The sequence below is a fragment of the Peptoclostridium litorale DSM 5388 genome, from assembly GCF_900141635.1.
In the GTDB taxonomy this organism is placed as follows: domain Bacteria; phylum Bacillota; class Clostridia; order Peptostreptococcales; family Peptostreptococcaceae; genus Peptoclostridium; species Peptoclostridium litorale.
In genome coordinates this window covers 343,666-369,929 of the sequence record NZ_FSRH01000001.1, presented here as the reverse complement: position 1 = coordinate 369,929, position 26,264 = coordinate 343,666, and the positions used below count along the sequence as shown (strand labels likewise).

The 26,264-nt window shown below is 42.0% G+C and carries 26 protein-coding genes and 1 riboswitch; of the genes, 21 read left to right on the top strand and 5 right to left on the bottom strand.

Features of this window, described 5'->3' with window-relative positions; all coding sequences use genetic code 11:
* Positions 1 to 7: 7 nt before the first annotated feature.
* Entirely contained in the window at positions 8 to 418 is a 411-nt protein-coding gene (locus BUQ87_RS01680; RefSeq protein ID WP_038260766.1) for a hypothetical protein, read from the bottom strand.
* Positions 419 to 731: 313 nt separating this feature from the next.
* On the opposite strand from BUQ87_RS01680, the gene BUQ87_RS01675 reads away from it, so the two are divergent.
* The 14 genes from BUQ87_RS01675 (at position 732) to BUQ87_RS01610 (ending at position 16,413) form a co-directional block, all read left to right on the top strand.
* Positions 732 to 917: a hypothetical protein gene (locus tag BUQ87_RS01675; RefSeq protein WP_038260770.1), complete on the top strand. Its 186-nt coding sequence runs from the start codon at positions 732 to 734 to the stop codon at positions 915 to 917.
* Positions 918 to 1,024: 107 nt separating this feature from the next.
* Positions 1,025 to 1,966 (top strand): sigma 54-interacting transcriptional regulator, encoded by a 942-nt coding sequence (locus BUQ87_RS01670; protein ID WP_052635824.1) that lies wholly within the window; start codon positions 1,025 to 1,027, stop codon positions 1,964 to 1,966.
* A 33-nt stretch (positions 1,967 to 1,999) separates the two neighbouring features.
* Complete coding sequence (locus BUQ87_RS01665) at positions 2,000 to 2,335, top strand: UxaA family hydrolase (RefSeq protein ID WP_038260772.1); 336 nt, start codon at positions 2,000 to 2,002, stop codon at positions 2,333 to 2,335.
* A 32-nt stretch (positions 2,336 to 2,367) separates the two neighbouring features.
* The gene (locus BUQ87_RS01660; protein WP_038260774.1) at positions 2,368 to 2,916 is read left to right on the top strand and encodes a UxaA family hydrolase; all 549 of its coding nucleotides are present in this window, start codon (positions 2,368 to 2,370) and stop codon (positions 2,914 to 2,916) included.
* Positions 2,917 to 2,929: 13 nt separating this feature from the next.
* A complete protein-coding gene (locus BUQ87_RS01655) occupies positions 2,930 to 4,741 on the top strand; it encodes a choline/carnitine O-acyltransferase (RefSeq protein ID WP_038260776.1) in 1,812 nt (603 codons plus the stop codon).
* Positions 4,728 to 5,699 (top strand): BCCT family transporter, encoded by a 972-nt coding sequence (locus BUQ87_RS01650; RefSeq protein WP_038261500.1) that lies wholly within the window; start codon positions 4,728 to 4,730, stop codon positions 5,697 to 5,699. Before BUQ87_RS01655 ends, BUQ87_RS01650 begins: the two co-directional genes overlap by 14 nt.
* A gap of 254 nt (positions 5,700 to 5,953) precedes the next feature.
* Entirely contained in the window at positions 5,954 to 7,807 is a 1,854-nt protein-coding gene (locus BUQ87_RS01645) for a DUF4153 domain-containing protein (protein ID WP_038260778.1), read from the top strand.
* 227 nt (positions 7,808 to 8,034) lie between these two features.
* Positions 8,035 to 9,039 (top strand): UbiA family prenyltransferase, encoded by a 1,005-nt coding sequence (locus BUQ87_RS01640; RefSeq protein WP_242943755.1) that lies wholly within the window; start codon positions 8,035 to 8,037, stop codon positions 9,037 to 9,039.
* A 9-nt stretch (positions 9,040 to 9,048) separates the two neighbouring features.
* Positions 9,049 to 9,426 (top strand): hypothetical protein, encoded by a 378-nt coding sequence (locus BUQ87_RS01635; protein ID WP_038260779.1) that lies wholly within the window; start codon positions 9,049 to 9,051, stop codon positions 9,424 to 9,426.
* A gap of 258 nt (positions 9,427 to 9,684) precedes the next feature.
* Positions 9,685 to 10,878, top strand: a complete 1,194-nt coding sequence (bioA, locus tag BUQ87_RS01630; protein ID WP_038260783.1) for an adenosylmethionine--8-amino-7-oxononanoate transaminase — start codon at positions 9,685 to 9,687, stop codon at positions 10,876 to 10,878.
* A gap of 148 nt (positions 10,879 to 11,026) precedes the next feature.
* Entirely contained in the window at positions 11,027 to 11,944 is a 918-nt protein-coding gene (locus BUQ87_RS01625) for a helix-turn-helix transcriptional regulator (protein WP_038260786.1), read from the top strand.
* Positions 11,945 to 12,117: 173 nt separating this feature from the next.
* Positions 12,118 to 14,016, top strand: a complete 1,899-nt coding sequence (locus BUQ87_RS01620; RefSeq protein ID WP_038260789.1) for a sigma-54-dependent Fis family transcriptional regulator — start codon at positions 12,118 to 12,120, stop codon at positions 14,014 to 14,016.
* Positions 14,017 to 14,357: 341 nt separating this feature from the next.
* Positions 14,358 to 15,431 carry a 2,3-butanediol dehydrogenase gene (locus BUQ87_RS01615; RefSeq protein ID WP_038260793.1) on the top strand — a complete coding sequence of 358 codons (1,074 nt, stop codon included), beginning with the start codon at positions 14,358 to 14,360 and terminating at the stop codon, positions 15,429 to 15,431.
* A gap of 277 nt (positions 15,432 to 15,708) precedes the next feature.
* Entirely contained in the window at positions 15,709 to 16,413 is a 705-nt protein-coding gene (locus tag BUQ87_RS01610) for a DUF6930 domain-containing protein (RefSeq protein ID WP_038260796.1), read from the top strand.
* A gap of 108 nt (positions 16,414 to 16,521) precedes the next feature.
* Here BUQ87_RS01610 and BUQ87_RS01605 read toward each other — a convergent pair whose 3' ends face one another.
* The gene (locus tag BUQ87_RS01605; RefSeq protein ID WP_038260799.1) at positions 16,522 to 17,409 is read right to left on the bottom strand and encodes a DMT family transporter; all 888 of its coding nucleotides are present in this window, start codon (positions 17,407 to 17,409) and stop codon (positions 16,522 to 16,524) included.
* A 291-nt stretch (positions 17,410 to 17,700) separates the two neighbouring features.
* Here BUQ87_RS01605 and BUQ87_RS01600 point away from each other — a divergent pair, with 291 nt between their 5' ends.
* From BUQ87_RS01600 to BUQ87_RS01590, 4 genes are read left to right on the top strand one after another with little or no spacing between them, the layout of a single operon-like run.
* Entirely contained in the window at positions 17,701 to 19,344 is a 1,644-nt protein-coding gene (locus BUQ87_RS01600; RefSeq protein WP_038260802.1) for an S-layer homology domain-containing protein, read from the top strand.
* A complete protein-coding gene (locus BUQ87_RS01595) occupies positions 19,310 to 19,636 on the top strand; it encodes a hypothetical protein (protein ID WP_143182368.1) in 327 nt (108 codons plus the stop codon). Before BUQ87_RS01600 ends, BUQ87_RS01595 begins: the two co-directional genes overlap by 35 nt.
* 25 nt (positions 19,637 to 19,661) lie before the next feature.
* The gene (locus BUQ87_RS15645) at positions 19,662 to 19,796 is read left to right on the top strand and encodes a hypothetical protein (protein WP_278309026.1); all 135 of its coding nucleotides are present in this window, start codon (positions 19,662 to 19,664) and stop codon (positions 19,794 to 19,796) included.
* Entirely contained in the window at positions 19,780 to 19,965 is a 186-nt protein-coding gene (locus BUQ87_RS01590; RefSeq protein WP_038260809.1) for a hypothetical protein, read from the top strand. Before BUQ87_RS15645 ends, BUQ87_RS01590 begins: the two co-directional genes overlap by 17 nt.
* A 155-nt stretch (positions 19,966 to 20,120) precedes the next feature.
* Here BUQ87_RS01590 and BUQ87_RS01585 read toward each other — a convergent pair whose 3' ends face one another.
* Positions 20,121 to 20,468, bottom strand: a complete 348-nt coding sequence (locus tag BUQ87_RS01585) for a cupin domain-containing protein (RefSeq protein WP_038260811.1) — start codon at positions 20,466 to 20,468, stop codon at positions 20,121 to 20,123.
* A 433-nt stretch (positions 20,469 to 20,901) separates the two neighbouring features.
* Here BUQ87_RS01585 and yjeM point away from each other — a divergent pair, with 433 nt between their 5' ends.
* Positions 20,902 to 22,413, top strand: a complete 1,512-nt coding sequence (yjeM, locus tag BUQ87_RS01580) for a glutamate/gamma-aminobutyrate family transporter YjeM (RefSeq protein WP_038261506.1) — start codon at positions 20,902 to 20,904, stop codon at positions 22,411 to 22,413.
* Positions 22,414 to 22,499: 86 nt separating this feature from the next.
* Here the strand turns inward: yjeM and BUQ87_RS01575 are convergent, their stop codons facing one another.
* On the bottom strand, positions 22,500 to 23,636 hold the full coding sequence (locus BUQ87_RS01575; protein WP_038260815.1) for a DEAD/DEAH box helicase: 1,137 nt from the start codon (positions 23,634 to 23,636) through the stop codon (positions 22,500 to 22,502).
* A 255-nt stretch (positions 23,637 to 23,891) separates the two neighbouring features.
* Positions 23,892 to 24,083, bottom strand: coding sequence for a hypothetical protein (locus BUQ87_RS01570; protein WP_038260818.1), 192 nt, complete (start codon positions 24,081 to 24,083; stop codon positions 23,892 to 23,894).
* 196 nt (positions 24,084 to 24,279) lie between these two features.
* A riboswitch (cyclic di-GMP riboswitch) is annotated at positions 24,280 to 24,364 on the bottom strand.
* Positions 24,365 to 24,721: 357 nt separating this feature from the next.
* Between BUQ87_RS01570 and BUQ87_RS15805 the strand changes: the two genes are divergently transcribed.
* Both BUQ87_RS15805 and BUQ87_RS01560 read left to right on the top strand, forming a co-directional pair.
* A complete protein-coding gene (locus BUQ87_RS15805; RefSeq protein WP_074210006.1) occupies positions 24,722 to 24,901 on the top strand; it encodes a stalk domain-containing protein in 180 nt (59 codons plus the stop codon).
* Entirely contained in the window at positions 24,840 to 26,006 is a 1,167-nt protein-coding gene (locus BUQ87_RS01560) for an HD-GYP domain-containing protein (RefSeq protein WP_052635826.1), read from the top strand. Before BUQ87_RS15805 ends, BUQ87_RS01560 begins: the two co-directional genes overlap by 62 nt.
* The last annotated feature ends 258 nt before the right edge of the window (positions 26,007 to 26,264 follow it).

The following is a 26,264-nucleotide window of genomic DNA, read 5'->3' as shown; positions in this document are numbered from 1 at the left end:
ACCTCGATTAAAATTGCTTGGCACTAAACTCGATGTTCACCCAATTTGAAATGACAATATTTCTGACTCTAAGTGATTCTACATCATCCAGCTCGAATGTCATATAAAGTATGATGCCAGACTCCCCTTCGAAACGCGGCTTTACAATGAGCATAAGATATACGATATTCTCATCGTCTGGCTGAAACGATTCAACTCTATACTGTGAAAAGTCCTCTTCGAGGAACTTCTCTCTAAAATCCTCTAGTTTTTTCAGCTGCTCAGCTGTAAAGATATCTTCAACCTTCTCTCCGCCAAGCATGTCCTGTACAGCTTCAGATATTCTAACAGAGTTATTTTCAAGTCCGCTGTTAACATGTAGAAAATAACCAGTGATCATTAGCACTGCAAGTATTCCGGCAAATATCTTCATTTTCATTGTAGAACCTCCACGGGCACTGCGTCCTGATTGAATATATAACAATAATATCATCTTTCATACACCTTATACAAATTAGTTTTCCATTTAGTTTTCCATTATTTTTTTCTGGCTATAACATGGGTTGATGAGGAGCGAACAGTCGAGATTTCTATTTCCGCAAAACTAGGGCTGTATCAATGGTGTTCACGGGCCCTGTCTATGGATATGTCATGTCCGCCTTGATAAGCAACAGCACTTGACATTCGCCTTGGGCGAAGGTTTAAGCTGTTTTTGTGAAGCGTATAGAGCATGTAATTCGATGGAGATATATATGGAGAATATCAAAATAAAATTAAGAAAATTGGAACTGAAAGATTTGGAGAGCTATTACGACTTGAATCATCCTTCCAGAGAGTTTCACAAATACAATGGTCCGTACTTTGGAAAAGAAACCGAAAAAGAGCTGGGAATTCGGATTGAGAAGTGGAGAGAATGGCAGAAAAAGCATTGGGCATAAAAGAAGTGTCAAGCTGTATAACATCAGTGAAAACAAGCTGAGATTGCCCTGCCTTGAAAGTGCATTTGTCACATGTGATATAATGCATACAAAGCGAGGTGTTTATTTTGAATGCGGATAACTTTAGGTTTTTGGACTATGAAAAATTGAAGAGAATAGTGGAAAATGCCTACGACGAGATATTTGTGTATGATAATGACTATAAAGTTGTCTATGTAAATAAGGCCTGCGAGAGGCATTATGGAATGAAGGCAAAGGAGCTCATAGGAAACAACTTTTTCGATCTTCTATCAGACGACAAATGGTATCCTTCAGTACTGCCCATTGTATACAAGGAAAAGAAGCAGTTCACCATAGAACAGACCTCATACCTCGGGAAAAAGCTTATAACGACAGCAGTGCCCCTGTTTGACGAAAACGGTGATATTGAGTATGTCGTGATGACCGTATACGATGCATCCTGCGACCTGGTCAATCAGCGCATGCTCATGGAAGAGGAACAGAAAAAGAGGGGCGGCGAAGAGGGAGACCAGAGTAAAAAATCAGATAATGAAAAAGCAGATAGCATAAGCGATATATTTTTCAGCAGCGCCAAAATGGAGAAGGTCATAAAGTTTTCGCAGACCATAGCAAAATTCGACTCTACAGTGCTGATCCACGGGGAATCGGGAACTGGAAAAACTATGCTGGCGAGGTATATCCATGAAAGCAGCGGCCGGAAAAAAGGTTCATTCCTGTCTATAAACTGCTCTGCGATACCGGAGCAGCTGCTGGAATCAGAACTCTTTGGATACGTGGCAGGAGCCTTTACAGGAGCTAAAAAAGGCGGGAAGACAGGACTTATAGAACTTGCATCGTTCTGGAGGCTCAATGTAATAGATATTGAGATACCGGCGCTGAGAGAGCGAGTTGAAGACGACACTAACGAGTCGGAAGTGACTCGCTTTTTTTATGCAAAAATGCAGCAGGTCAAAGCAAATGGCCCACAAACCTTGAAAATAGCGGAAAGTCAAAGTTGGCACGATACTTGCTCTATAGTAAATGTGTAACAGGCCATTACTAGAATATGTGAGGTGTAAAGAGTGAAAAGAGCAATTATCAAGGGCAAAGAAGACAATGTAGCCGTTCTTCTTGAAGATGCAAAGAAAGGTGAGCTGGTAAGTATATATTCACCGGAGCAGAAGTTGGTTCTTGAAACTAAGGCCAAAACGGATGTCCCATACGGCAACAAAATCGCCATAACTATGATTAATAAAAGAGATCAAATTTTAAAAGGGGACTACAAAATAGGCAGCGCGGTTAAGGACATTTCTGTTGGAGAACTGGTGCATGTTCACAATGTAAAGAGCAATACAATCAATTTCCCAAGTTCTATAATTGATGAAATACTAAAAAAAATGAACATTGACGGTATTTAGCACAAAAATTAATTTGACTAGGAGGGAAAAAAGTGTATTTTAAGGGATATAAGAGGTCGAATGGAACTGTAGGCATAAGAAACAAGATGCTCATCATATCAGTCGATGAATGCCTGGAAGGGATTTCAAGGAAAATAGCCGATGAATTTGAAGATGTGATAATAGTGACAAATTACAACACATGTATGCTTGGGGGGAATGAAGAGACTCTGAGCAATTTAATAAACATAGGCTGCAATCCGAATGTGGCAGGGGTGCTTGTAATGGCAATGCACTTTGCAGCGGTTGGCGCACAGCTTATACTCTGGACAAGCGGAGGGGCCGGCTTCAACAACCAGCTGATACCTGTCATAAGGGTCAGCGGAAACGAAAACCTGATCAACGAGGACATAGACATAGATGCAAGCAAAATCATGAGAAATGAGGACACTGTTGAAGATGTGGGCTCAAGGATATTTGACAAGATAATAAAAGTGGCTGGTGGAGAAAAGACAAGCATAGAAGACGTGGGGTATTCGTACTGCACGTTGTATCAGAAGGACACGAGGCTTGAATACTGCATCAAGAAGTGCGAGTTGTAGGGGAGGGAGTAAATTGAACAAAAACATCAAAAACAGCGTGCCCATATTGAACCTGGACAATCTGCCAAAGTACCCGATACCTTCTCTTGAGGAGACATTGGAGAGGTATATCGAGTGGGCTGAAACCCTGGTGGATGAAAAAGAGCACGATGCTGCAAAAAAATCAGTGGAGGATTTTCTAAACTCCAAAAGCTCGAAATTGCTTGAGAAAAAACTGAGGGAGCTGGGGGAAAGGGAAAATGACAGCTGGATATTCGACTACTGGGTGAAATGCCATCTTGACGTGAGAGCGCCGCTGTCGCCGCATACGAACGTACCCATAATATATGAAAATGAGAGATTAAGAGGCTATGAAACCCTAGAAAAAATTGCAATAATAATCCATGCGATAAGCAAGGTATATCTGGACTACAGAAAGGAAGGGGCCAGATCGTATACTCTGAATGGAAAACTATACTCGTCGGACCAGCTGCTGGGGCTGCTGGCGTCCATAAACCACATAAAAGAGGTATCGGACGAGTACTATATAAGTGAAGAGGTATCGGATTTTGTGGTTTTCACGTACAAGAACAGGTTTTTCAATATAAGGACAATCAAGGACGATTCGGTGATTGGCGCCAATGATATATACAGGTCGCTTGAGAAAATCACAAGAAGCACAGGCAGCGCCGCTATCCCGGGTGCAAACTATGTGACCATAGGAACAGACAGGGACAGGGCGGGCGTGGTGCTGGCGGAAATATTGAAGGACGAGGGCAACAGGTCCTCATACGAAGAGATTAAAAACTCGATTTTCATATTCAATTTGGACGGCGTAAATTCAAATTCGATAGTGGAGAATCTGGACAATGCAAGCTACGACCCGGAGCTGGTAAACAGGTGGCATGGAAAGGGCCTTCAGTTCTCATGCTCGTCAAACGGCGTGCTTTCATTCATTGCCGACCACAGCTATGTGGATGGTGGAACTGAGCTTTTGATGGTCGAGAGGGTAAAAAGCGTTATTGACGGGCTGGACATCAAGTTCGAAGATTCCAGTGATAGAGAAACCGAACAAAAAGAAATAGATGAAATCATATTTAATCTGGGCGAGAATGTCAAAGGCGAGCTCAACGGGTTTAAAAGCGGTTTTGACGAGTGCATGAAGTCGTTTGAGACAAGAGTTGTTGAATTTGAAGGCCTGAGCAGAGACATACTGCGTGAAAACGGAGTTCTCTCTGCAGACGGCTTTATGCACATGGCCTTCCAGGCAGCCCAGTATATGACCTTTGGGGAAGTATACAATACTTATATTTCAGTGGATGCAAGAAAGTTTTTCAGAGGCAGGACTGAGTGCAACAGGCCGGTTTCAAAAGAAAGCATAGAGTTTGCAAAGTCGCTTTTCAACAAGGACCTGGCGGACGAAGAGTTTAGAAAGCTTTTAAATGACGGGCTTAATGAGCATCATAGAAGAACAAAGCTTTGCCAAAGCGGAAATGGGGTCAACAGGTATCTATTTGTGCTAGAATCAATATATAAGGACTTTAAAGCAGAGCTGGGCATAAGCGAGGAAATAGAGCTTTTTGGGACAAAGGCCTATCAGGTTATGGGAAACAACAGACTTTCAACAACTTCATTCACCCATGAAAACATGAAGTACCTGTACTTTCCGCCTGTGGTGGAAAATGGATTAGGAATATACTATCTGGTAGACCAGAAGTCGTTTATTATAATTACAGCATTTAATGAGCATAGCGATGACCTTTCAAGGTTCAATGAAAACTTAAAAGAATGTGTTGAAGAGATGCTTAGGAGAATAGCAAAGGAGGATAAAAATGCAAAAGCTTAATAAAAAAGGAGAGAATTCCATCATAGACAAGGGCGTGTTTTGGGGTTCTATGATAGCGCTGCTGTCACTTGCACTGCCGATCATATTCTTTCCGGAGTTCAGTCAGAAAGTGGTAGGCACGCTAAACGACCTCATTATCACAAATCTCGGGTCTGCATATTTATGGTACGGTCTGTTTTGCACAGGGTTTTGCATTTGGGTGGCATATGGCCGATATGGAAAGATAAAACTGGGCGATGAGAAAGAAAAACCCGAGTTTTCAACGTTTTCGTGGGCATCAATGCTGTTTTGCTGCGGTGTCGGCGTGGGCGTGGTCTACTGGGGGATTATAGAGTGGGTATACTACTACACGGCGCCACCGCTGGGAGTGGAAGCTGGAACGTGGCAGGCGGCAGAAATAGCGGCATCATATGGAATTTTCCACTGGGGACCAATAGCATGGTCGATATACTCGGTTACGGCATGCGCCATAGGATATCTGCTTTTTGTCAGGAAAAGTGATGTACTCAAAGCAAGCGAGTCCTGCAGAGGCGTGCTGGGCGACAAGGTGGACGGAGTAATTGGAAGGCTTCTAGATGTATTCTTCATATTTGGCATAGTAGGTGCGGTTGCAACGAGTTTAGGGCTTGGATCTCCACTTATTTCAGCATCTATCGGCTATGTGTTTGGCATTGAAGTCACGCCTGCCATTGACGTGATGGTTTTAATATCCATAACACTGCTGTTTGGAGTCAGCGCATACTCGGGTCTTAAGAAAGGAATTAAGATTTTGAGTGACGTCAATGCAATTGTGGCAATAGGACTGGTGGTATTCGTATTCATAGTTGGAAATACGAGATTTATGCTTGACATGACCACAACGTCAATTGGTTTTGTTGCAAACAACATATTCAGGCTTGCCACGTGGCTAGACCCTGCAGGTGAGTCTATGTTCCCTCAAAGCTGGACGGTATTCTAGGAGGACATAAAATCGGGCAGACTAAATCAAAAGATGATTTTAAAAGAGTTTCCAGAACTTGAAGAAGAAATGGAGGGCGAAATAGAAAGCAGCGCAGTATAGGTGGAGTTTGCAAATAAAAATAGGTAGTGTAGTAGGCCGGCCGGTAAGTTATTTATCAGCCGGCCTTTTTATGTTTATTGACAGGCATTGAGAGGTAAAAATAGAGCATACAAGTTATAATGGAGGATTAGGTTGTTTAGGAGGTGTATGCCATGAACTTTTTTACCAAGGCGATCCCGCAAATATCAAAAGGTGCAGTAAAGGCTTTCAAGACATTCCCTGCTGCGATAGCCAGCGCGCTGGGATTTGCGATCGTGACTATGGTCAGAATACAGCTTGACTGGCCTGAGCAGGAAACATACAATTTCATGTTCAACTGCCTGCATTGGGCTTTCGCGCTGGGCGCTGTTTTCAGCCTGGCTGCGATTACGGCGGTACAAAGCCGCTATGGCGAGACCAGGGCATTCACGACTGCAAACCTTCTCGGCGCCGCGGTCGTGGTTGCGACATTCATCATGCTCTATTTTTTTGGCGGGACCGATCCGGGACTGGACGCATCTCGATTTGCCAGGGTTTCAGGTCTGGCTGCATCCCGTGTTAGCGTTGCAATTCAGGTCAGTTTCATTGCATTTATAATACTGGCCGGCTATCCAAAAGACCAGTCGGACTTCGCCCGATCCCTTTTCATGACTCAAAAGGCTTTCTTCATAGCCTTAATTTATGGCACAGTGCTCATGGGGGGGACCTCAGGAGTCGCAGGCGCTGTTCAAGCGCTGATTTACCGCGACATGAGCTGGAAGGTCTATGCGTATATCGGGACGCTGGTCGGCTTTTTGACATTTACAATTTTTGTTGGCTATTTTCCGGATTTTTGCAAGGGGCGGATTGACCCAAAACGTGAAGTAGCTCAAAAACAGCCACAGTTTGTCGATATTCTATTCGAATACATTATGATTCCAATAGCGCTGGCATTGACTGCAGTTCTGCTGGTCTGGGCGGGCAAAACCGTTGCGAGTGGAATGGAGGCGTCATTCATTAGGCTTTCAAGCATTGCAACAAGTTATGCGATTTGTGGAATATGGCTTCACATCATGGTCACCCACAAGGAGTCGGGACTGACTAAATTCTATCGCAGGATTTATCCGTTTGCCGCGCTGGTGATACTCGCGTTTGAGGCATGGGCCCTGCTGGTCCAGCTGGGCAAGTCAGGTCTCAAAACGACCGAATACTCCTTCATACTGATATGGATCATTGCCGTGGTGGCGGCTATTTTGCTTATAATGCTAAAGGCTAGGGCACATACGGCGATTGCCATACTGGCCTGCGCATTGGCCGTTTTCTCGGTCATGCCGGCAGTCGGCTACCATGCACTGCCGGTAAAATCACAAGTTGACAGACTGGAAAAGCTGCTGGTCAGCCAGGGCATGCTTGAAGGCGATAAGCTGGTTCCCGCAGCCAGCGAACCGGAAAGGGAAGTGCGCGAATCGATTACCGATGCGGTCATTTACCTGGCAGGAGCTGAGGACACGAAGCTGCCGGCTTGGTTTGACAGGCGATTGAGAGAAAGATCGGTATTCAAAGAAAAACTTGGCTTCGAGCAGACCTGGCCTGAGCCCGAATACGACCCTGGACGCGGAGAGTACATGAGGACTCACCTGACGCTGCAGCCAGGGGCGGTCGACATAAGCGATTATAGCTGGGCTGTCAATTTGCAGGAGGAAAAAGGGGCGGACTTTGTCACGATAGAAGGGGACAAGGGCCTATACAGGATCGATTGGATGACTAACTTTCAGACTGGAATACCGACATTGAAGATCGAGCTGGATGATAGCGTGATACTCGAGGAGGATATGAATGCTTATATCGACCAGATTGCCGCAGCGTTCCCGCCAGGCCAGCCAGAAACCATAGAGGCGGCGCTAGATGACATGAGCCTGCAGCTAGAAACCCCAGAAGTAGCTGTTTTGCTCGTGTTCAGCACTATTCAAATTAGCGTTGATCCCCGCCGGGATACTATCAACTATTGGCTCGACTTGAGAGCGCTGTATTTGAAAGAGAAGCCATGATGCCGCAAATGCCGGCACTCGAAAGCTCTATTCGACCCGGATACGAATATTTTCATCAAGAACTGTGGGAAAATTCCATAGTTCTTTTTTCATATATAACGACAAAAAACCATAAAGCGCCATGCTTTATGGTTTTCTTAATTTTATCTGAATTTTGCATGGCTTCTCTTTTTTTATGTTCAGAACAATAGTACACTAGAATTAATTTGAAAAAAGGTGTGATTACAGTGGAAGATTCAATATCACAGCATCAGTTGGTGCGATTTATAAAGGCTTATGTCAAATCCATGTGGCCTTACTACGCTTTTGTTACTGGGATTCCCGGCTGGGTGGGCGTAGCTTTTTATGAACATATAGCAACGGATTTTGGGACTGTTGAAATAATGCCGTCAGTCGAACGAAAATTTGCCACGCTGCTTCTGCTTTTTTTGAGCTGGGGCATTAACCAGATTATAAATGACTTTTTAGGGCGCGCAGAGGATAGAATCAATGCGCCCCATCGTCCCATGGTCTCGGGAGAGCTCCATGTTGGGGGCGCCATGGCACTGTCGGCTGTACTCATTCTGGCGACGGGATTTATAACGTGGTTTTACCTTGAACCTGTTGCCCTTATTCCCCTGATCATCGGCGTATTCCTTAATATACTCTATGAATATGCCAAGGGTCATGGCATATGGGGCAATATCATATTCGGGCTTATGATAAGCATGTGTCCGGTATTTGGCTATCTGGCTTCAGGGCCGGTTCATTCCCCGTATTTCACATCCAGTCGCCTGGCCATTTGGGGGCTAATATGGCTTATAAACAGCCTTATGACCTATTACACTTATTTTAAGGACTACAAGGGGGATAAGCGCGCCGGAAAACGTACGGTAATCGTAAAATATGGCTTGAGAAAAGCCAGGACAATAGGTGTGGCGGGTGCTCTTTTGCCCCTCATTTACTTTGTGTCGGTATACAAGGCAGGCTTCATAGTAGCCGAGGCCAACAGGATATTCATCATACTGGGTATGCTTTCAGTGTTCTTGGAGATTTGGACGGCCGTATTGTACTATGTAAGTCCCGTTGGGAAAAGGACTTACTATTCGCTGGCCACCAATTTCAGGGCATGCATTTGCGCTCAGGCGAGCCTCATAGCCCTTTTCAATACAGAGCTGGCGCTGATACTGTTTATTGTATCTTATGTTTTCGTGGGCTTTTTGTTTGACTTGTACCCCGATGCCAAGGCTTAGGAGGTTTTTATGAAGGTGTTTGAACCAGTTGTTCTGGGCAGGGAAAAACTGCAAAACCGCATAATAAGGTCGGCGACATATGAGGGCATGGCCGATGAAAAGGGCGTGCCCATGCAAAGCTATGTTGATTACTATGAATCTCTGGCTAAGCAGCAGATAGGGGGCATAATAACCATTGCAAAGAGGCCTTTCAAACCCATTTATGAAGACATGCGAAAGGATTTTTACCCGCCGGGGACATGCTGGCTGTGTGAAGCCAACTCCAAAAGGATAGCAGAGATTTATGAAGAGCATGAACTTAAAACATTGCCCCTGCTGCAGAGCTTTCGAAGGAAGTCGCTGACGAGTGGGACAGGGGAGAGGAGACGGAACTATACAGGAAAATAAGGGGAATTTAAAATATATGCGGCAGAATTCCTGCCGCATATATTTTGGGGATGAAAAATGCTTTTGGGAGAGTTGCAGCATCATTTTTTATTTCGGGACATTGTAAACTGAATTATACCGCTGGGTTGACAATTGGAATTTAAAGCTATAATATTGAGTTATCAATAAATTTATAGAGGCTGCAGAATTAATCTGACATAAAATATGGTCCGCCGCAAAGGGTGCTTTTGGATCAACAGCAGCCGTTAGGAGGACGAAATGATCTGGTTTCCGTACACGCAGATGAAGACCATGGCAGAGCCCATTGAAATTACAGGTGCACAGGGCATCTATCTATATACAAAGGACAAAAAACTCATAGACACAACTACGTCATGGTGGAGCGTAATTCACGGCTACAACAATGCTGAAATAAATGATGCGCTTAAAAAACAGGTGGACGAGTTTTCCCACGTCATGCTGGGAGGTCTTGTGCATGAACCTGTAAAGGCGCTTTCCAAAAAGCTAACAGAGATTTTGCCGGGAGATTTGAACCATTGCTTCTATTCGGACTCGGGTAGCGTTGGCGTTGAAGTTGCCCTTAAAATGGCCGTCCAGTATTTCTTCAACCAGGAAAAGCCCCATAAGAATGGATTTGTCGCACTAAAACATTCCTATCACGGGGATACATTCAAGACAATGGCCGTGGGGGACGATGAAGACTACCATCTGGCATTCCCTGAAAAAGAGGGTATATACCACATCTCGCCCGATGCAGATGAGCTGGAGCTACTGCTAAAGGATAGGCATGAAGAGATTGCGGCATTCATAGTGGAGCCTCTGCTTCAGGGCGCCGGAGGCATGCGCATGTACGACGTTTCATTTTTGGAAGATGCTAGAAGGATATGCGACGACTATGACGTACTGCTCATATTCGACGAAGTGGCTACTGGTTTTGGCCGTACGGGAAACATGTTTGTAAGCGACTTGGTTTGCCCTGACATTGTCGTACTTGGGAAGGCGCTTACGGTAGGCTACATAGGCCATGCGGTGACTGTGGCTAGCAACAGGGTGTTTGACGGATTTTATTCAGACAATCCTGAGCATGCATTCATGCACGGCCCGACTTTTATGGGCAATCCCCTGGCCTGCACAGTGGCGCTAAAGTCAATTGAAATATTCGAGCGCGAAGACTACATGTCAAAGATAAAGTGGATAGAGTCGAGGCTAAGGGACATATTCAAGGATTTTTATTCAGACAGGGTAAAAGAGGTGCGAATACTCGGTGCATGCCTTTGCATCGAGGTATATGATTCTGCAGACCTTAGGGGGTTCAAGGAGTTTGCACTGGAACACGGAATACACAGCAGGCCTTTCATAAAATACATGTATGGAATGTTCCCGTATATCATAGGGGAAGAGGAACTTTTGAGGGTTTGCAGTGTCTACAAGAAGTGGTTTGATCAGAAATAATAGATTTACAGTCGGTGCATATTACGGATTTGGAATTACAATCCGGAGAGGCACCGTTTTTTGTATGGGTATATAAATACAATATAAGCAATCAGTGTCAAGAAAAATCACTTCAAAGCCAGTATACTTATATTCAGGAGGTGCGGGCATGGAAAATTTGGAGGCGGTAAAGGCCGTGCAGAGGATGCAGGACTATATAGAAAGCCATCTGGAAAGCAAGATAACTCTAAGCGACCTTGCAAGAGCGGCGGGCTATTCGCAGTGGCACTGTGCGAGGATATTCAAGGCGCTTATGGGCAAAACTCCTTTTGAATATATAAGGGCGCTTCGCCTTTCAAAAGCTGCAATACTTTTAAGGGACGAAAAGCCCAAGATAATAGATGTGGCTTTTGACTTTGTGTTCGATTCGCACGAGGGATTCACAAGGGCATTTTCAAAGCAGTTCGGTATACCGCCGAAAAAATACAGCTGCAACCCGGAGCCCATAGAACTTTTTATGCCTCAGAGGATTCTGGAATATTACAATATGCTGAAAAGGGGAGATATTAAAATGAGCGAAAATACAAATGCTAAAAATACGAGAACGGTATTTGTCCAGGTTGTTCAAAGGCCCAAAAGAAAGATACTGCTAAAGAGGGCGGTAAGTGCAAAGGACTACTTCGAATACTGCAACGAGGTGGGCTGTGACATGTGGGGAATACTTTGCAGCGTAAAGGAGGCCATACACGAGCCTGCTGGGATGTGGCTTCCGAAGGGGCTTATAACGCCTGGGACATCTGAATATGCTCAGGGAGTAGAAGTGCCTGCGGACTATTCGGGAAAGGTACCTGAAGGATTCGACATAATAGAGCTTGAGCCGTGCAAGATGATGGTATTCCAGGGAGAGCCTTTCGAAGATGAGGATTTCATGGACGCCATAGAAGAGCTGAGGGATGTAATCGCAAAATACGATCCGAAGATATACGGATTCGAGTGGGCCGACGACGAGGCTCCAAGATACCAGCTTGAGCCTCAGGGATACAGAGGATATATAGAAGCCAGGCCGGTAAGGGAAATAAACAGATAATTTCATATTTAGACAATAAAATCTAAAGGGCGAATTCCTCGGAAGTTCGCCCTTTGTCTATTTTTATGCAAAACGTAGCCTTAAAAAATGAATTTGAGGGGTGGCGTCCTATTGGTGTATAATTATTCGTATAGAGTGAATATCCCGTGTAAAACTTCATGGAGGTGCACAAGATGGATTACGGCGAAGAATTGTATTATAAAGATGGTGAAATTAAAAAGATTATACTGGATTCATGGAGAAGGTGCGAAGAGTATGGCGTGGACAGGGAACATGGCAGAGGGAAAAGGGCGAGTGAATTTGACATAAAAAATATAAGGGACAGAAATATTCAACTTATAAATGTTGCAATTCCAATAATGAAAAAAATGTATCAGGTGGTCAAGGGTTCAGGATTCAGCGTCATGCTAACGGATGGGAACGGGTACCTGCTTGAGGCCATAGGAGACGAGGAAATAATGAAAAAGGCGCAAGAGCTCAATTTTGTAAAGGGGGCTTTATGGACGGAAGAGGCCGTGGGAACAAATGCCATAGGAACGGCTCTTCAAATTGACCAGCCGCTGCAGACGATAGGAAATGAGCATTACTGTAAAAATCAGCATTCATGGACATGCTCAGCAGCGCCAATACATGATGATGAAGGAAATATAATAGGTTGCATAGACATGTCGGGAGAATGTAAAAAGGCTCATACACATACTTTGGGAATGGTAATAACAGTGGCATACTCTATTGAAAGCCAGATAGAGCTTATAAAGTCAAATAATCTAATAAATGCAACATTCAGCTCGATAAGAGATGGAATGATAATATTTGATGATAACATGAATATAAAAAAGGCGAATGAAAAGGCAGCAGAAATACTTGGGTACTCAAATAGAGATATTATTGGCAAAAGTATGGATGTCATAGCAAATGAAACCGATTTTTTATCAGGCGCAGTGAATGGTGACAAATGCTATGAGAATTTGGATTGTGATTTTCACACAAGCGGGGGCGGCGTGATAAAGTGCAGTGTGAAGTCTGTACCGGTTTTGTTGGCTGACAAAACCATAGGAACAGTTGTGACGTTTAAAAAATCAAGCCATGTCCACAAAATGGCAAACAAGGTGGCAGGTTACAAGGCGGTATACAAATTTTGTGACATAGTGACTCAGGATGAAAAAATGAATAAGATAATAGAGCATGCAAAGAAGGTATCGCTTACAGACTGCAGCGTATTGATAACAGGCCAAAGCGGAACGGGAAAAGAGCTTTTTGCGCAGTCAATACATAATCACAGTAAAAGGGCTGAAGAGCCCTTCATAGCAATCAACTGCGCATCCATTCCGAGGGATCTAATGGAAAGTGAGCTTTTCGGATATGAAAAGGGGGCATTTACCGGAGCAGCCAAGACAGGTCGTCCGGGCAAATTTGAAATTGCAGACGGGGGCACTATATTTTTGGACGAAATCGGAGAAATGCCTCTTGAAATGCAATCGAAGCTTTTGAGATTTCTCGACAACAAAAAGATAAGCAGGATAGGTGGAAGCTATGAAAAAATACTCGACGTCAGAATAATAGCGGCTACAAACAGGGATCTTGTACAGGAGATATCGAAAAAGAATTTCAGGCAGGATCTTTACTACAGGTTGAATGTCATGAACATAAATATTATGAGTCTGGCTGAAAGAATCGAAGATGTGGAACTGCTTGCGAAATATTTTGTGGAAAGGCTCAATATTAGCCAAAACAACAAAAAAATTATTTCCAGCGATTATATTGAAAAGCTCAAAAGCAGAAGTTGGAAAGGCAACGTGCGTGAGCTCCAAAATGCTGTCGCAAGAGTGTATTACCTTTGCGAGGAGGAAATTATAAATGACGGGTATGACTATGAAAAGGCATTACGGCAAAAGGTAGATGAGATAAAAATGGAGCATTCAGGAATTGTCCACATAGAGAGCGTGGAAATGCAAAACATAAAGAATGCTCTGGCAAGATGTGGAGGCAATGTACAAAAGGCTTCAAGTATACTCAAAATGAGCAGGGCGACAATATACAGAAAGATAAAAAAATATGCTATTCAAACTTAATTTAAAGCCGTCTCAAAAATGAGATTTTTTGATTGAATCTCACTTTTGAGACGGCTTTTTTATCATTTTTGAGAAGAATGAATATTTGTTAAATAAGATTCGAAGAAATAGGAGTGCTCATATCGCCTCTCAAAGAATATGCGAATTCGCACAGCAAAATATATTTCACGAAAAAGGTCCAATTGACAGTGGTTACGGAGCATACAAAGGGATTGATTGAAGACATGTTTGAGAAATGAAAAAATACATATTTGATTTTTTTATTTTGGCATGGGAATTGCTTTTATTGATATCGAGATTATTGATAATTAATAATTAAACGACATAAAGGAGGATATGATATGAAAGCGGCATTATGGTATGGGAGAGAGGACGTAAGGGTTGAAGAGGTTGATGAGCCAAAGGTTGTTGAAGGGAGCGTGAAAATCAGGGTCAAATGGTGCGGAATATGCGGTTCAGACCTGCATGAGTACCTTGGAGGGCCAATATTCATACCACAGGATAGTCCACACCCAATAAGCGGAGACAAGGCACCAGTTATACTTGGACATGAATTTTCAGGAGAAGTTGTGGAAGTAGGAAAAGGGGTTTCGGACATTGAGGTTGGAGACAGGGTTGCAGTGGAGCCGATAGTCGCATGTGGAGAATGCGATGCCTGTAAGGAAGGGAAGTATAATCTTTGCAGCAGCCTTGGATTCCACGGACTTTGTGGAGGCGGGGGAGGATTTGCTGAATACACAGTATTTCCAGCCAAATTTGTTCACAGGATTCCAGATTCGCTTTCTTTCGAAAAGGCGGCGCTCATAGAACCAATAGCTGTTGCAATCCATTCTTTGAGGATAGGCAAATTCATGACAGGACAGACTGCCCTTGTTCTTGGAGCAGGACCTATAGGCCTTGCGACCATAGAGGCGCTTAAAGCTGCAGGCGCGAGCCTTGTGGTTGTAATGCAAAGAAAGTCCATAAGGCAGGATTACGCGGTAAGGGCCGGAGCGGATGTCGTGATTGACCCTAATGAGGTGGACGTGGCTAAAGAAGTCAAAAGGCTTACGGGTGGTAACGGCGTGGATGTATCATTCGAGACTACAGGTGCTAAGATAGGATTTGATGCAGGAATAGAAAGCATAAAATACAATGGGACAATGGTTGTTACAAGCATATGGGAAAATGAAATAAATATAAATCCGAATGTACTAGTTTTCACGGAAAAAAATGTCATCGGAACTATTGCATACAGAAATGAGTTTCCTGCAACAATTTCACAAATGAGCGATGAAAGGATAAAAGCGCAGGGATACATAACGAAAAAGATAGTTCTTGATGATATTGTTGAAGAAGGATTTGGAACGCTGACGGGGCCTCAAAAGAAACAGCATGTTAAAATTATAGTAACGCCTCAAAAGGAACTTTTATAATCAGGTGAAATATAAGCAAAGTATGAAGCCCCTGGACTTATTCAATTAAGTTCAGGGGCTTCGTGCAGAAATAATAATGCATGTATAGATTCAAGCATCTATTTTGTGTGAAGCAAGTACTCCTTTTTAGGCCACAAAAAAGAATATTTTTATAAAAATTTCCAATTACATTGGAGTTTCGGGTGCGATGGTGTTATAATTAAGCTTATATCAATTTCGTTTTGGGGTTGGATATATAACAAATTTGAATGTAAAATTATTCGAAAGGAGGAGGAATATGGATTCTAAAAGATGTCTATATGCAAGCATACAAAAAAATGAGGGGATGTTAAGTTATTTTAGCATCAAAAGTAAAAAAAGATACAAAAAATTATCAGAATTATCAGAATCTACAATCAATTCTTTTTGTAATGCAGAAAAATGCAGTGATGACAAAGCCTCCCCTGTTAAAAAGGGCAGGGCTTTCATCGAAAGCGCAGCCTTTAGCGAAAGAGCAGATGATGCGCAGTCAAGGCGCAGTGATTTTATAAATGCTGAAGACAGTGTAAAGGGTTTTTCAATATACAATGATGAACTGAGGCTGAGAAAGCTTAAAAAGATATGCACAAGGACCAAGGAGTCATGGGAGATAGACAGCTTCTACCACAATGCTCCAGTTGCAATGGACAAAGATGGAAAGTCATTTTTTCCAGCTGTAATGCTCATAGCGGATGTGGACTTGGGAATGACCATAGGGGATTCCGCCGTTCATATAATGAACCATGAGGAGGAGTTTTTAAGCTTCATTATGGAATTCATGGGCAAAATGCGTACCATTCCGAAAAGGGTGATTATGAAAGACCAAAAATTGGCCCTATATATGTCGCCGCTTTTAGAGCGTTTGGGAGTAAAGGTGGAGACAAGGGCAAGGCTCAATCTCATTCCGCAGGCGAAACGTGATTATCTTGAGGATTCCAACCAGAGCGGAACTTGGATATTTTAAATACAGGGCCGGCCGGATGATGTAAACAACTTGTTTATATCATCCGGCCGTTTTTTGTTTTTGAAAATATTATGGGGTGCATTTGCATTTATATTTTTGGACAGTATATCAGCTCCTGTCAAGCTGCACAATGAGAACTGAAGCCATCACCAGAGCTATTCCCGCCAGCTTGGCCGGAGAAAGGTCTTCCGAAAAGAACATTAGCGATATGAATACTGACACTACAAGCTCCAGCGTACATATTATTCCAACCCTTGAAGACTCTATGGGCTTTGAAAGCCCCGCCGTATATACCGCATATGCTATGGCGGTCGGGAAAAGGCCCAGGCATGCAAGCAGCACAATGAGCTTTGGGCTCATCCCGGAGGATATCACATCGACTGGATTTGATACGGGTATCAAAAAAAGTGATGTAAAGGCAAACACATACATGTTTGTTGTAAGTGGATTATAGCTGCAAAGGAAAGCCTTTGTCATTATTGTTATCATGGCGTATGAAAATCCTGCGCCAAGTCCCATGAGCACGCCGGACATGTTCAGGCTTAGGGAAGCCAAAGACCCTCCGGTCGCGGTCAAAAAAGCGCCAGAAAGGCAAACGGCTAAGGCTGCGAGCTTTAAAGAGGTCAGCTTTTCCCTGAAAAATATGCTAGACATCAGTATCACGAATGCGGGAGCCGTGTAAAGCAGAACTGCCGCTGTGGCTATGCTCGTCTTTTGGATGGAGCCCATATAAAATATATTGAAGACGGTATGGCAGAAAAGCCCTGTTATCCCGCACATAACAAGTCCCTTTGCATCTATTTTGTACAGGCCTTTGTTTTTTGAAAGTATATATAGGAACAGGAACAAAAATCCGAAGAACATCCTCCAAAATGCAGTTTGAGAAGGAGCCAGCCCCATTGAAAAAATGAGCGTGGTAAAAAGCCCTAGTGTGCCCCAAAACACACTTGCAGAGGCGACCATTAAATATCCTTTTTTTTGATTCGATGCTAACATAAAAACCTCCATGGATCAAAAATAACAGGCATTGACTGTTGTAAAAACCGACAATGCCATAGAATCATTATACAACAACTGTCCGATATGTAATAGGTTGAAAATATGCATTTATGCGGAATTTGAAATTTAATTTTGGTTATGGGGCATTCGGGATTAATCGGTATCATGGGGCGCAAATATGCACATGGGAAATAGCGGTGCTGAACGTTTGGGTTTTGAGTTTAATATGATTGATTAATGGATATACTATTACATAGATGGATAAATTTGCAAAAGGAGGAGAATACTGTGAAAAAGAAAGTGTTATCTTTGGTGGTTGTGTTGATGCTCCTGATGAGCGGTTTTACGTCTTTTGCCATAACAAAGGGTGAAGCCAGGGGGTGGTATTATGGAAATGTGAGTTCATGGGCCAAGGAAGAGCTCATAGATGCAGTGACGAATGGAATTGTCATGGACTCGGCTCTTTTGAATGACTGCAAAAAGAATATAACAAGGCAGGAATTTGCGACTCTGGCTGTCAATTTATACAGGGCAGTCAAGAAGGAGGACCCCGCTCCAGCACCTGCATCAACCTTTAGCGACACTACGGATGTATCTGTAAGGATAGCGTACAATCTAGGGATTATAAATGGCGTTGGAAATGGGAAATTTGCACCGGACAGTTCGGTTACAAGGGAGCAGATGGGAGTTATGATGCTAAATGCAGTGAGTGCGCTTGGAGTGGATTACAACAGGGGAGATGGAACACTTGCAATGACAGATAAGGGGAGCGTTGCCTCCTGGGCTGTAAGGGGAGTTGACTTTGTGTATGAAAACGACTTCATGAAAGGCGACGGCATTAAATTCAACCCTAAAAGCACGACATCTGTGGAGCAGGCAGTTGCAATTGCAAACAGGGTGTATAAAAAGTACGCAAAGCCTGTGGTAGTGATAACAGAAAACAACAACTATGCAAAAGGTTATACGGCTAACATAGAAAGCGACGGTGTGTATGTGACATTCAATAATACAGGAAACAAGGAAGCCGTATTGAAATATGGGGAGGAATTCAACCCGGAGAACGATTCTAGGATGAAAGTTTTTAAAGCAAGCAGTACTTATGTTGCAAACGACTACAGGAAAATTTACTTCATGGACGAAGACGGCAGGATAATATCGTATGACTTCAAGACGAAGGAATACCACAATTACGAAAAGGACTTCGGATTTGCCAACGGATATACTATTGTGGAAAAAGGCAAATACAAGGGATATTACGTTGTAAGGGAAAAAAGCACTAATGGAGACATGATAGCATACGATACAAAATTTAAAGAGGTGGGGCCTGTATATACTATGGATCAGTACAGCGTTGAAGGGTATATAACGGAGGCTTATAAGTTCAATTTCGAAGTGGACGGAGAAAAGTATTACAGAATGGCAAAATACGGTGGCGACTGGGATCAAGAAAAGACTCTCAGAATGAGGCCGGATTCGAGCAGCGATGGTCCAATGGCATTGGTGGCGAACATATTTGACAAACCTATATTATACAATTATTCGGGGATATATGAGGTGACAATGAAGTTCAACAACGAAAATCGCAGCAATGCGGGAATAGTCTTCAATGTTACAAGGGCCAGCGTTGGAAACGACCAGTACACAGGCTACTATGTAGGTATAGATCCTGAAAAAAACACTGTATTGGCAGGATGGACAAATTACAAGTGGAACATACTTAAAGAGGTACAGCTGGATTTTGACGTAAAGAAAGGTAAGAGCTATGACTTGAGAGTGGTAAATGCCGGAGACATGATGAACATATATGTTGATGGGAAAAACTACATGGCCGTCGACAATAGCATGCTGAAAGTGAACGGATACGTAGGAGTGAGAGGATGGAAGGCTGATGTGGACTATGAATCATTCAGTGCAAAAGAGGTGCCTTACTAAGAAGACGGAAAAGTGGGGCCGTTTTAAGGCAATGAAGAAAATAGCAGGACTGCTTCTGGTGTTGGTTCTAATCTTTACAGGCTGCTCGCCGCGGGAGGAAAGTCAACAGTCAGAGAGAAAGACTAAAGTAAAGTCTGAAATGGAAAATGAGCAGGTTCAAAGTGACGGCTCTAAGGCTGTGGAGGATTCTTCAAAAACGAACGAAACACTTCTGCTGAAAGGCAAATTGATAGTTACGGGCACGGAGCTCGGGCATGGAATTCTTTTGGATGAGGAAAGCATTATTGGATGAAACACAGTGTCAGAGGTGTACTTCAATGATTCGGATAGCGTGCTGGATTAAAGTTGAAAATGTCATCATGGCAGATGGCGAAAAAAATCCTACAGACAAGAGCGCAGAGGAATATCCGGACGGATATTATATGGATGTTTTTAATGTCGATGAATTCTGAGTCTCGTAAAACTGACATAATGGACATGGACATATATAAAACCTGCGGGGAGTTCAAAGAAGCTGTAGACAAACTTGTTGAGAGAGGCTATTTCATAGAAATGGGTGAAGAAGATTATTATATCAACAAGACCAAGCAAAACTACACGGATGGCGAGGTGGATCAATAAAATTGAAAAACCGGGAATAGACCCTCTGTAAAAATATCGCAAGATCGCTCTTTAGTATTAAAAACACCAAAACCCGCCTTGATGGCGGGTTTTGCACGTTGTAATGAATAAAACAGGCACTACGCGGCGGCACGTTGCCAAGCATTGTTATGTTACTACTGGTGTCCTTCCTCAGGAACTATGCATATGAATCTGAGTGTTCCCTTTCCTGTGTTTTTGAACTGGTGAAGCTCGTTTGAAGGGACATATGCGTAAGATCCCTCCTCAATCTCGTTTTCCTTGCCGTCGAGGAAAAGCGTGCCCGACCCTTCGAGTATATAGTTGATATGTGGCCAGTCGTGTGTGTGCTTTGGAGTATATCCTCCCGCCTCAAGTTCGAAAATACGCATTACATGCCCTTCCCAGCCTTCATTAGGCGATATGAGAACTTTCATAAGGGCATTTTTGGCCTCGGGGTGCTCTACCTTTTGCGAATTTATTTTCTTTTCATCAGAAACTATCATTTTATACGCCTCCTAATACGGATAATATTTTATTGGTATGGATTAATGCCTCTCTATATCACTATTTATTCTATGTCTACTATTATAATATATTTTGGCCACTTCTATTCGGAAAATTCGAAAGATTTTAAAATATCAATGCTGTTGAAAGAATCCCTGACATGTGAAATAGTTAACCTACAGGTGAGCGCACATGTATGCAAATGCCAAACAAAAAAATAAATTGTAATAAAAATGTAGAATTCACATAGAAATGGTAATTGCCATAATTGGAAATGTACTAAAAATTTAAAAAGATTTTTAAAAACGACAAAAATTCGTTGTTTAAATAACAAAAATACATTATAATAAAAGCCGTATCAAAAAAATTTTATGGATTATTTTTTTGATATTAATTGAAAAGTGGACACTCAAAGAAAGGATTGAAGTACAAATGAGCAAAGAGAATTCTAAAAAGCTTAACTTAGTTTCGTTGATATTGATGATTTTCACATCGGTGTTTGGATTTGCAAACATGCCAAGATCATTTTATTTGATGGGCTATGCTGCGATTCCGTGGTATGTTTTATCTGCAATCACATTTTTTATACCTTTTGCATTCATGATGGCTGAATATGGTGCGGCATTCAAAGATGAAAAGGGCGGCATTTATTCGTGGATGTCAAAATCCGTAAATCCCAAATATGCATTTGTAGGGACATTCATGTGGTATGCATCTTATATTATATGGATGGTTAATGTAGGATCTGCAATATGGGTTGTATTTTCAACTGCGATATTTGGAACAGATACAACTTCGACATGGTCGCTGTTTGGCTTGAAATCCACCCAGACGCTGGGCCTTTTGGGAATTGCATGGATATTGATGGTGACATACGTGTCGTCTAAGGGATTGGATAAGATAAAAAAGATAACTTCTGTAGGCGGCATTGCAGTGACACTGCTTAATATAGTGCTGCTTGTAGGTGCAATAGCAATACTGATAGGAAACGGCGGGGAGCTGGCACAGCCTATTACGGGGGTGGAGTCATTCATAAAGTCGCCTAACATGTCTTACCAAAGCCCTATAGCAGTGCTTGCATTCCTTGTATTTGCTCTATTTGCATATGGAGGTACGGAGGTTGCAGGCGGATTGGTGGACCAGACTGAAAACGCGGAAGTGACATTCCCTAAAGGCATAACTATAGCGGCAGTTGTAATTTCTGCTGGGTATGCAATTGGTATATTCCTTTGCGGAGTGTTTGTGAACTGGTCTGATGTGCTCTCGTCAGAAAACGTGCACATGGGTAATGTGGCGTATATAATGATGAACAACATGGGATACGAACTGGGACAGGCATTTGGACTCGGCGAGGCTGTTTCTGTATCGATAGGGAATTGGGTTGCAAGGTATGTCGGCATATCAATGCTTCTTGCGCTGACAGGGGCATTTTTTACCCTGACATATGCCCCGTTGAAGCAGATAATAGAGGGCACTCCAAAAGAGCTTTGGCCTGGGAAGCTTGGAGAGGTAAATGACGGAATACCTAAAAACGCAATGTGGGTTCAGTGCATGGTGGTTGTCGCCATGATTTTCATGGTTTCATTCGGCGGGGATGCGGCCTCGAAATTTTTCACTAAGCTTGTGCTTATGACTAACGTTGCAATGACTCTTCCATACATGTTCATAGCAGGAGCATTTGCAAAGTTTAAGAAGAATTCAAGCATCAACAAGCCTTTTGAGATTTTCAAGTCGCACAGGAGCGGATTGGTTGCAAGTATAGTGGTTACATTTACAGTTGGATTTGCAAATTTCTTTACGATAATAGATCCAGCGGTAAAGGGAGATATGGAATCTACAATATGGAGCATTGCCGGACCTGCATTTTTCACATGGGTTTCTCTGATTATGTTCAACAGATATGAAAAGAGAGTAGCAAGCCCAAAAGAGAAAAAAGCTGCATAATTCAGCAAATGTAAAAGCCCCAAGGCTAATCTTGGGGCTTTTATGGTTTATGTGGTATTTTCAATAATATCAAAAAGACGTGGATACTACTTTAAATCCATTAACTTGCCATTGTAAATTTCTTTAGGAGCAAAGACTATGCCGTTTAGCTTTTCGATTTTCATTAGAAATGGTATTTCATTTTCGGTAACTATGGAAATTGCAGTACCTTTTTTATTCGCCCTTCCAGTACGTCCGACTCTGTGGATGTACTCGTTTAAGTTTTCAGGAACATCAAGATTTATTACATGTGTAATATCATTGAGATCAAGACCCCTGGCTACTAAATCTGAAGCTACAAGGACATTTGATTTTCCGCTTTTAAAGGAATCGAGAGCCTTTTTCCTATCAGTCTTTGTTGCATTGCCGAATATTCCAACTGTGCTTAGCTGGTGGTAATTGAGCCTGGACACCACTTCTTGGATCAGTTCGTTTTTATTGATAAAAACAATGGTTTTTTTAGGCTTAGCGGCATGAATTAAACTCCTGAGAGAGTTTATCTTGTCTCTTTGGGAAGATATCACACACATATGTTCAATATCACTATTGACCTTTTCGTCGGCAAGATTTATTAATTTAGGGTTTTTCATAAGCTCTGACGCCCTGTCTACGGCAATCTTGTCGATAGAAGCAGAGAAAACCAGTATTTGTCTGTCTCTCAGCGTGGTCTTAATAACATCTTTAACAGTTTGTATGTTGTTGTCGGACAGCAGTTTATCGGCTTCATCTATAACTATGGTTTTTACCTGGTGGGCTTTGATTTTCTTAGATTTGATTAATTCAAGCATTCTGCCCGGCGTGCCGACGATTATATGAGGTTTTGATTTTAAGTTTTCTATTTGTTTTTTAATGTTTACATCGCCTATTATAGTTGTCGATCTGACAGGGTGATTTGAATTTTTAGCAAGATTTTTGACCACGTTGTTTATTTGCACCACAAGTTCATGCGTGGGTGCCAATACTATGGTGTGCAAATCCTTGGAGTTTGCATCAATTTTTTCGAAAGACGGAAGTATATAAGACAGGGTCTTGCCGCTGCCTGTAACCGCCTGTGCGATAATATCCATATTCTCAATAGCAAGAGTTATAGTTTCATTTTGAATTTTTGTAGGATTGGTAATGCCTTCTCTTTGAAGACCTTCAACCAATTTGTCACTTATATTTAAATCTTTGAAATTTTTCATATCATAGTTCTCCTTAATATTTAAGCCATCCAATCATTCTATATCGAAGATATGCATTTGTCAATGGATATGCCTAATATGTACAAATTCTATCTGAAAGTGCGCTAGAGGATTTTTTAATATATGAAATATAAAGCAAACTGGGGCTTTTTTTCCGGTTTACTTTTTGTCTTTGAGATTTTATTTGAATTGCCATTATTTTTTGCTGCTGTTTAGAATGCTGTACTGAACCTACATATATAGAATTTCATATTTTCATATGTTTTTATTTCTTGAGAAAATTTGGAGGATACTCTTAAAAGGAATTGTTTTGGATACAATTGTTCTTTTGTTGAGAGTTTCTATTAAAAGAGCATTTTGAATATCCGATAGATTTATCTTGTTATCTACTACATCTACAACTATATAAGGGCGACTTTCTTCGTTTTGCTCAATAGTTTTGTTCATGTGAGTTTTCCCCTTTCGAATCAATTATTTTTTAACAGCACAGGCTTGTTTTATAAAAAATAAAAAGCCACCGCAAAGCTTGTCTAAAAACGGAAGCCTCGGTGGTATTTTGATAATAAGTCTAATTCACACGTTTAATAAATGTACTAACAGATAAGTTGAAACATTTATTAAACACACGTAAAAAAAACGAAGTATAAGCAACCTGGCAGTCATAGAAAACATCCCTTAGACCCATGGCTTTGCGTCCTTGCCTTTAGGTAAGTTTGCCCATTTTTAAATTGTATTTTTGAACTATATATTTAATATAATGGAGGACTTTATTACTATACTGTCATATTATAACATGAAAACATTTATTTTGTAAAATTTCGTCTGAATTTAACATTTAAAAACACTATTTATGATAGTTGTTTGTGAGTAGTATCTTATTGATATATTGAATATATGTCATTTTTTTATTGCAGAAAATCAAGTGGACAAAAGCATAGGGGATGCCATGGAAATATTCAGAGTGCCGCTTGAGCAGGAGGACATGGATTTATTCCTTCAGGGGACCATAGAAGGGAATCCAGATATGGTTAAATAGTAAAAAAACTGTATATTCCCGATGGAAATGCGTTTATAATGGAAGTATAATGGTCCCGATAAGATTCATATGCGAAGAGCTGGGGGCAGATGTAAAGTGGATTGACAGCACGAGCGAAGTGGAATGTATGCCTGAAGAATATAAAATAGAGATGTGGGGGTGGTGCAATGGACATTTGGTTTTACATAGCGATATCTTTAGCAATGGCACTTGTTGCAGCCCTTATTAAAATAAAAAGGAATAACGGTAAAATAGCAACGCTAATAAAACTCAATGAAACGAGCAAGAAGATAACATCGAGTATAAAGCTCAAGGATCTTATGGGCGAGATAATGGAAATTGCAAAGACTGAGACTAATGCAGAGACCGGTTCAATTTACATTGTCGACGAGGAAAAACAGGAGCTCTGGTTTGAAGTTGCGTTTGGAGAAAAAGGCGTAAAACTCAAGGAAACAAGGCTTGAAATGGGTGAGGGAATAGCCGGTTGGGTGGCAAAGGAAGGAAAGTCCATAAATAGCAGGGATGCGGACAATGACACAAGTTTCAAAAAGGAGATAAGCGAAAAAATAAAATTAAAACAAAAGTCAATGCTTACAATACCCATTAAATTCAAGGAAAAGACACTTGGAGTTCTTCAGGTGATCAATAAAAAGGGAAAAGCCTCATTTGACGACAAGGACGAGGCTTTTTTGGAAGCCATATCGACCTCGGCGGCTATTGCAATAGAAAACGCAAAACTGTATAAAGAGATGAAAAACACATATTTTGAAACCATACACGCCCTGGCGAGTTCGATAGACGCGAAAGATCCTTATACAAGGGGTCATTCCCACAGGGTTACGGAGTACTCCGTAGAAATAGGAAAAGAGATGAACCTTAGAGATGACGAGCTGGAGAGACTTGAGTATATGGCAGTACTTCACGATATAGGAAAGATAGGGATAAGGGATTCCATACTGAATAAGACAGCTCCGCTAAATGACGAGGAGTACGAGGTCATAAAGGATCATCCTCTTATAGGAGCAAAAATACTTGAGTCATCCAAATCATTAAAGATGCTCATAAACGGGGTGAAGTACCACCATGAAAAATATGACGGAACCGGATATGGAGAGGGGCTCAAGGGAAGAGAAATTCCGCTTGGGGCAAGGATAATAGCGGTAGCTGATGCTTATGACGCCATGACTACTGACAGGCCGTACAGGAAGGGTCTGAGTCATGAAATCAGCATGGAGGAAATAAACAAATTCTCAGGAAGGCAGTTTGATCCTGAAATTGTAAGGCACTTTAATGCTATGATGGAAAGAAAGCTGGTAGATAGCCATGTAGGTTAATTTATTCTAAATAGAAAGATCTACAGCTGAATATATTATATATTTTAAGACCGGGCGTAACTGCGGGTCTTTTTTTATAAGGATTATATATGGGTCAGTGGTGGATATTCCACATGGGGGTTTCGATACAAACCCATGTGAGCTTTGGGAGAGTTGCACAGATAACAGGTCTTGTGCTTGTAGTCATTGCTCTTTTTGGGGCATTGTTCCGGGAATCGGAACTTTTCTCAATATGTATTTAATAGGATTCTTTGTAGA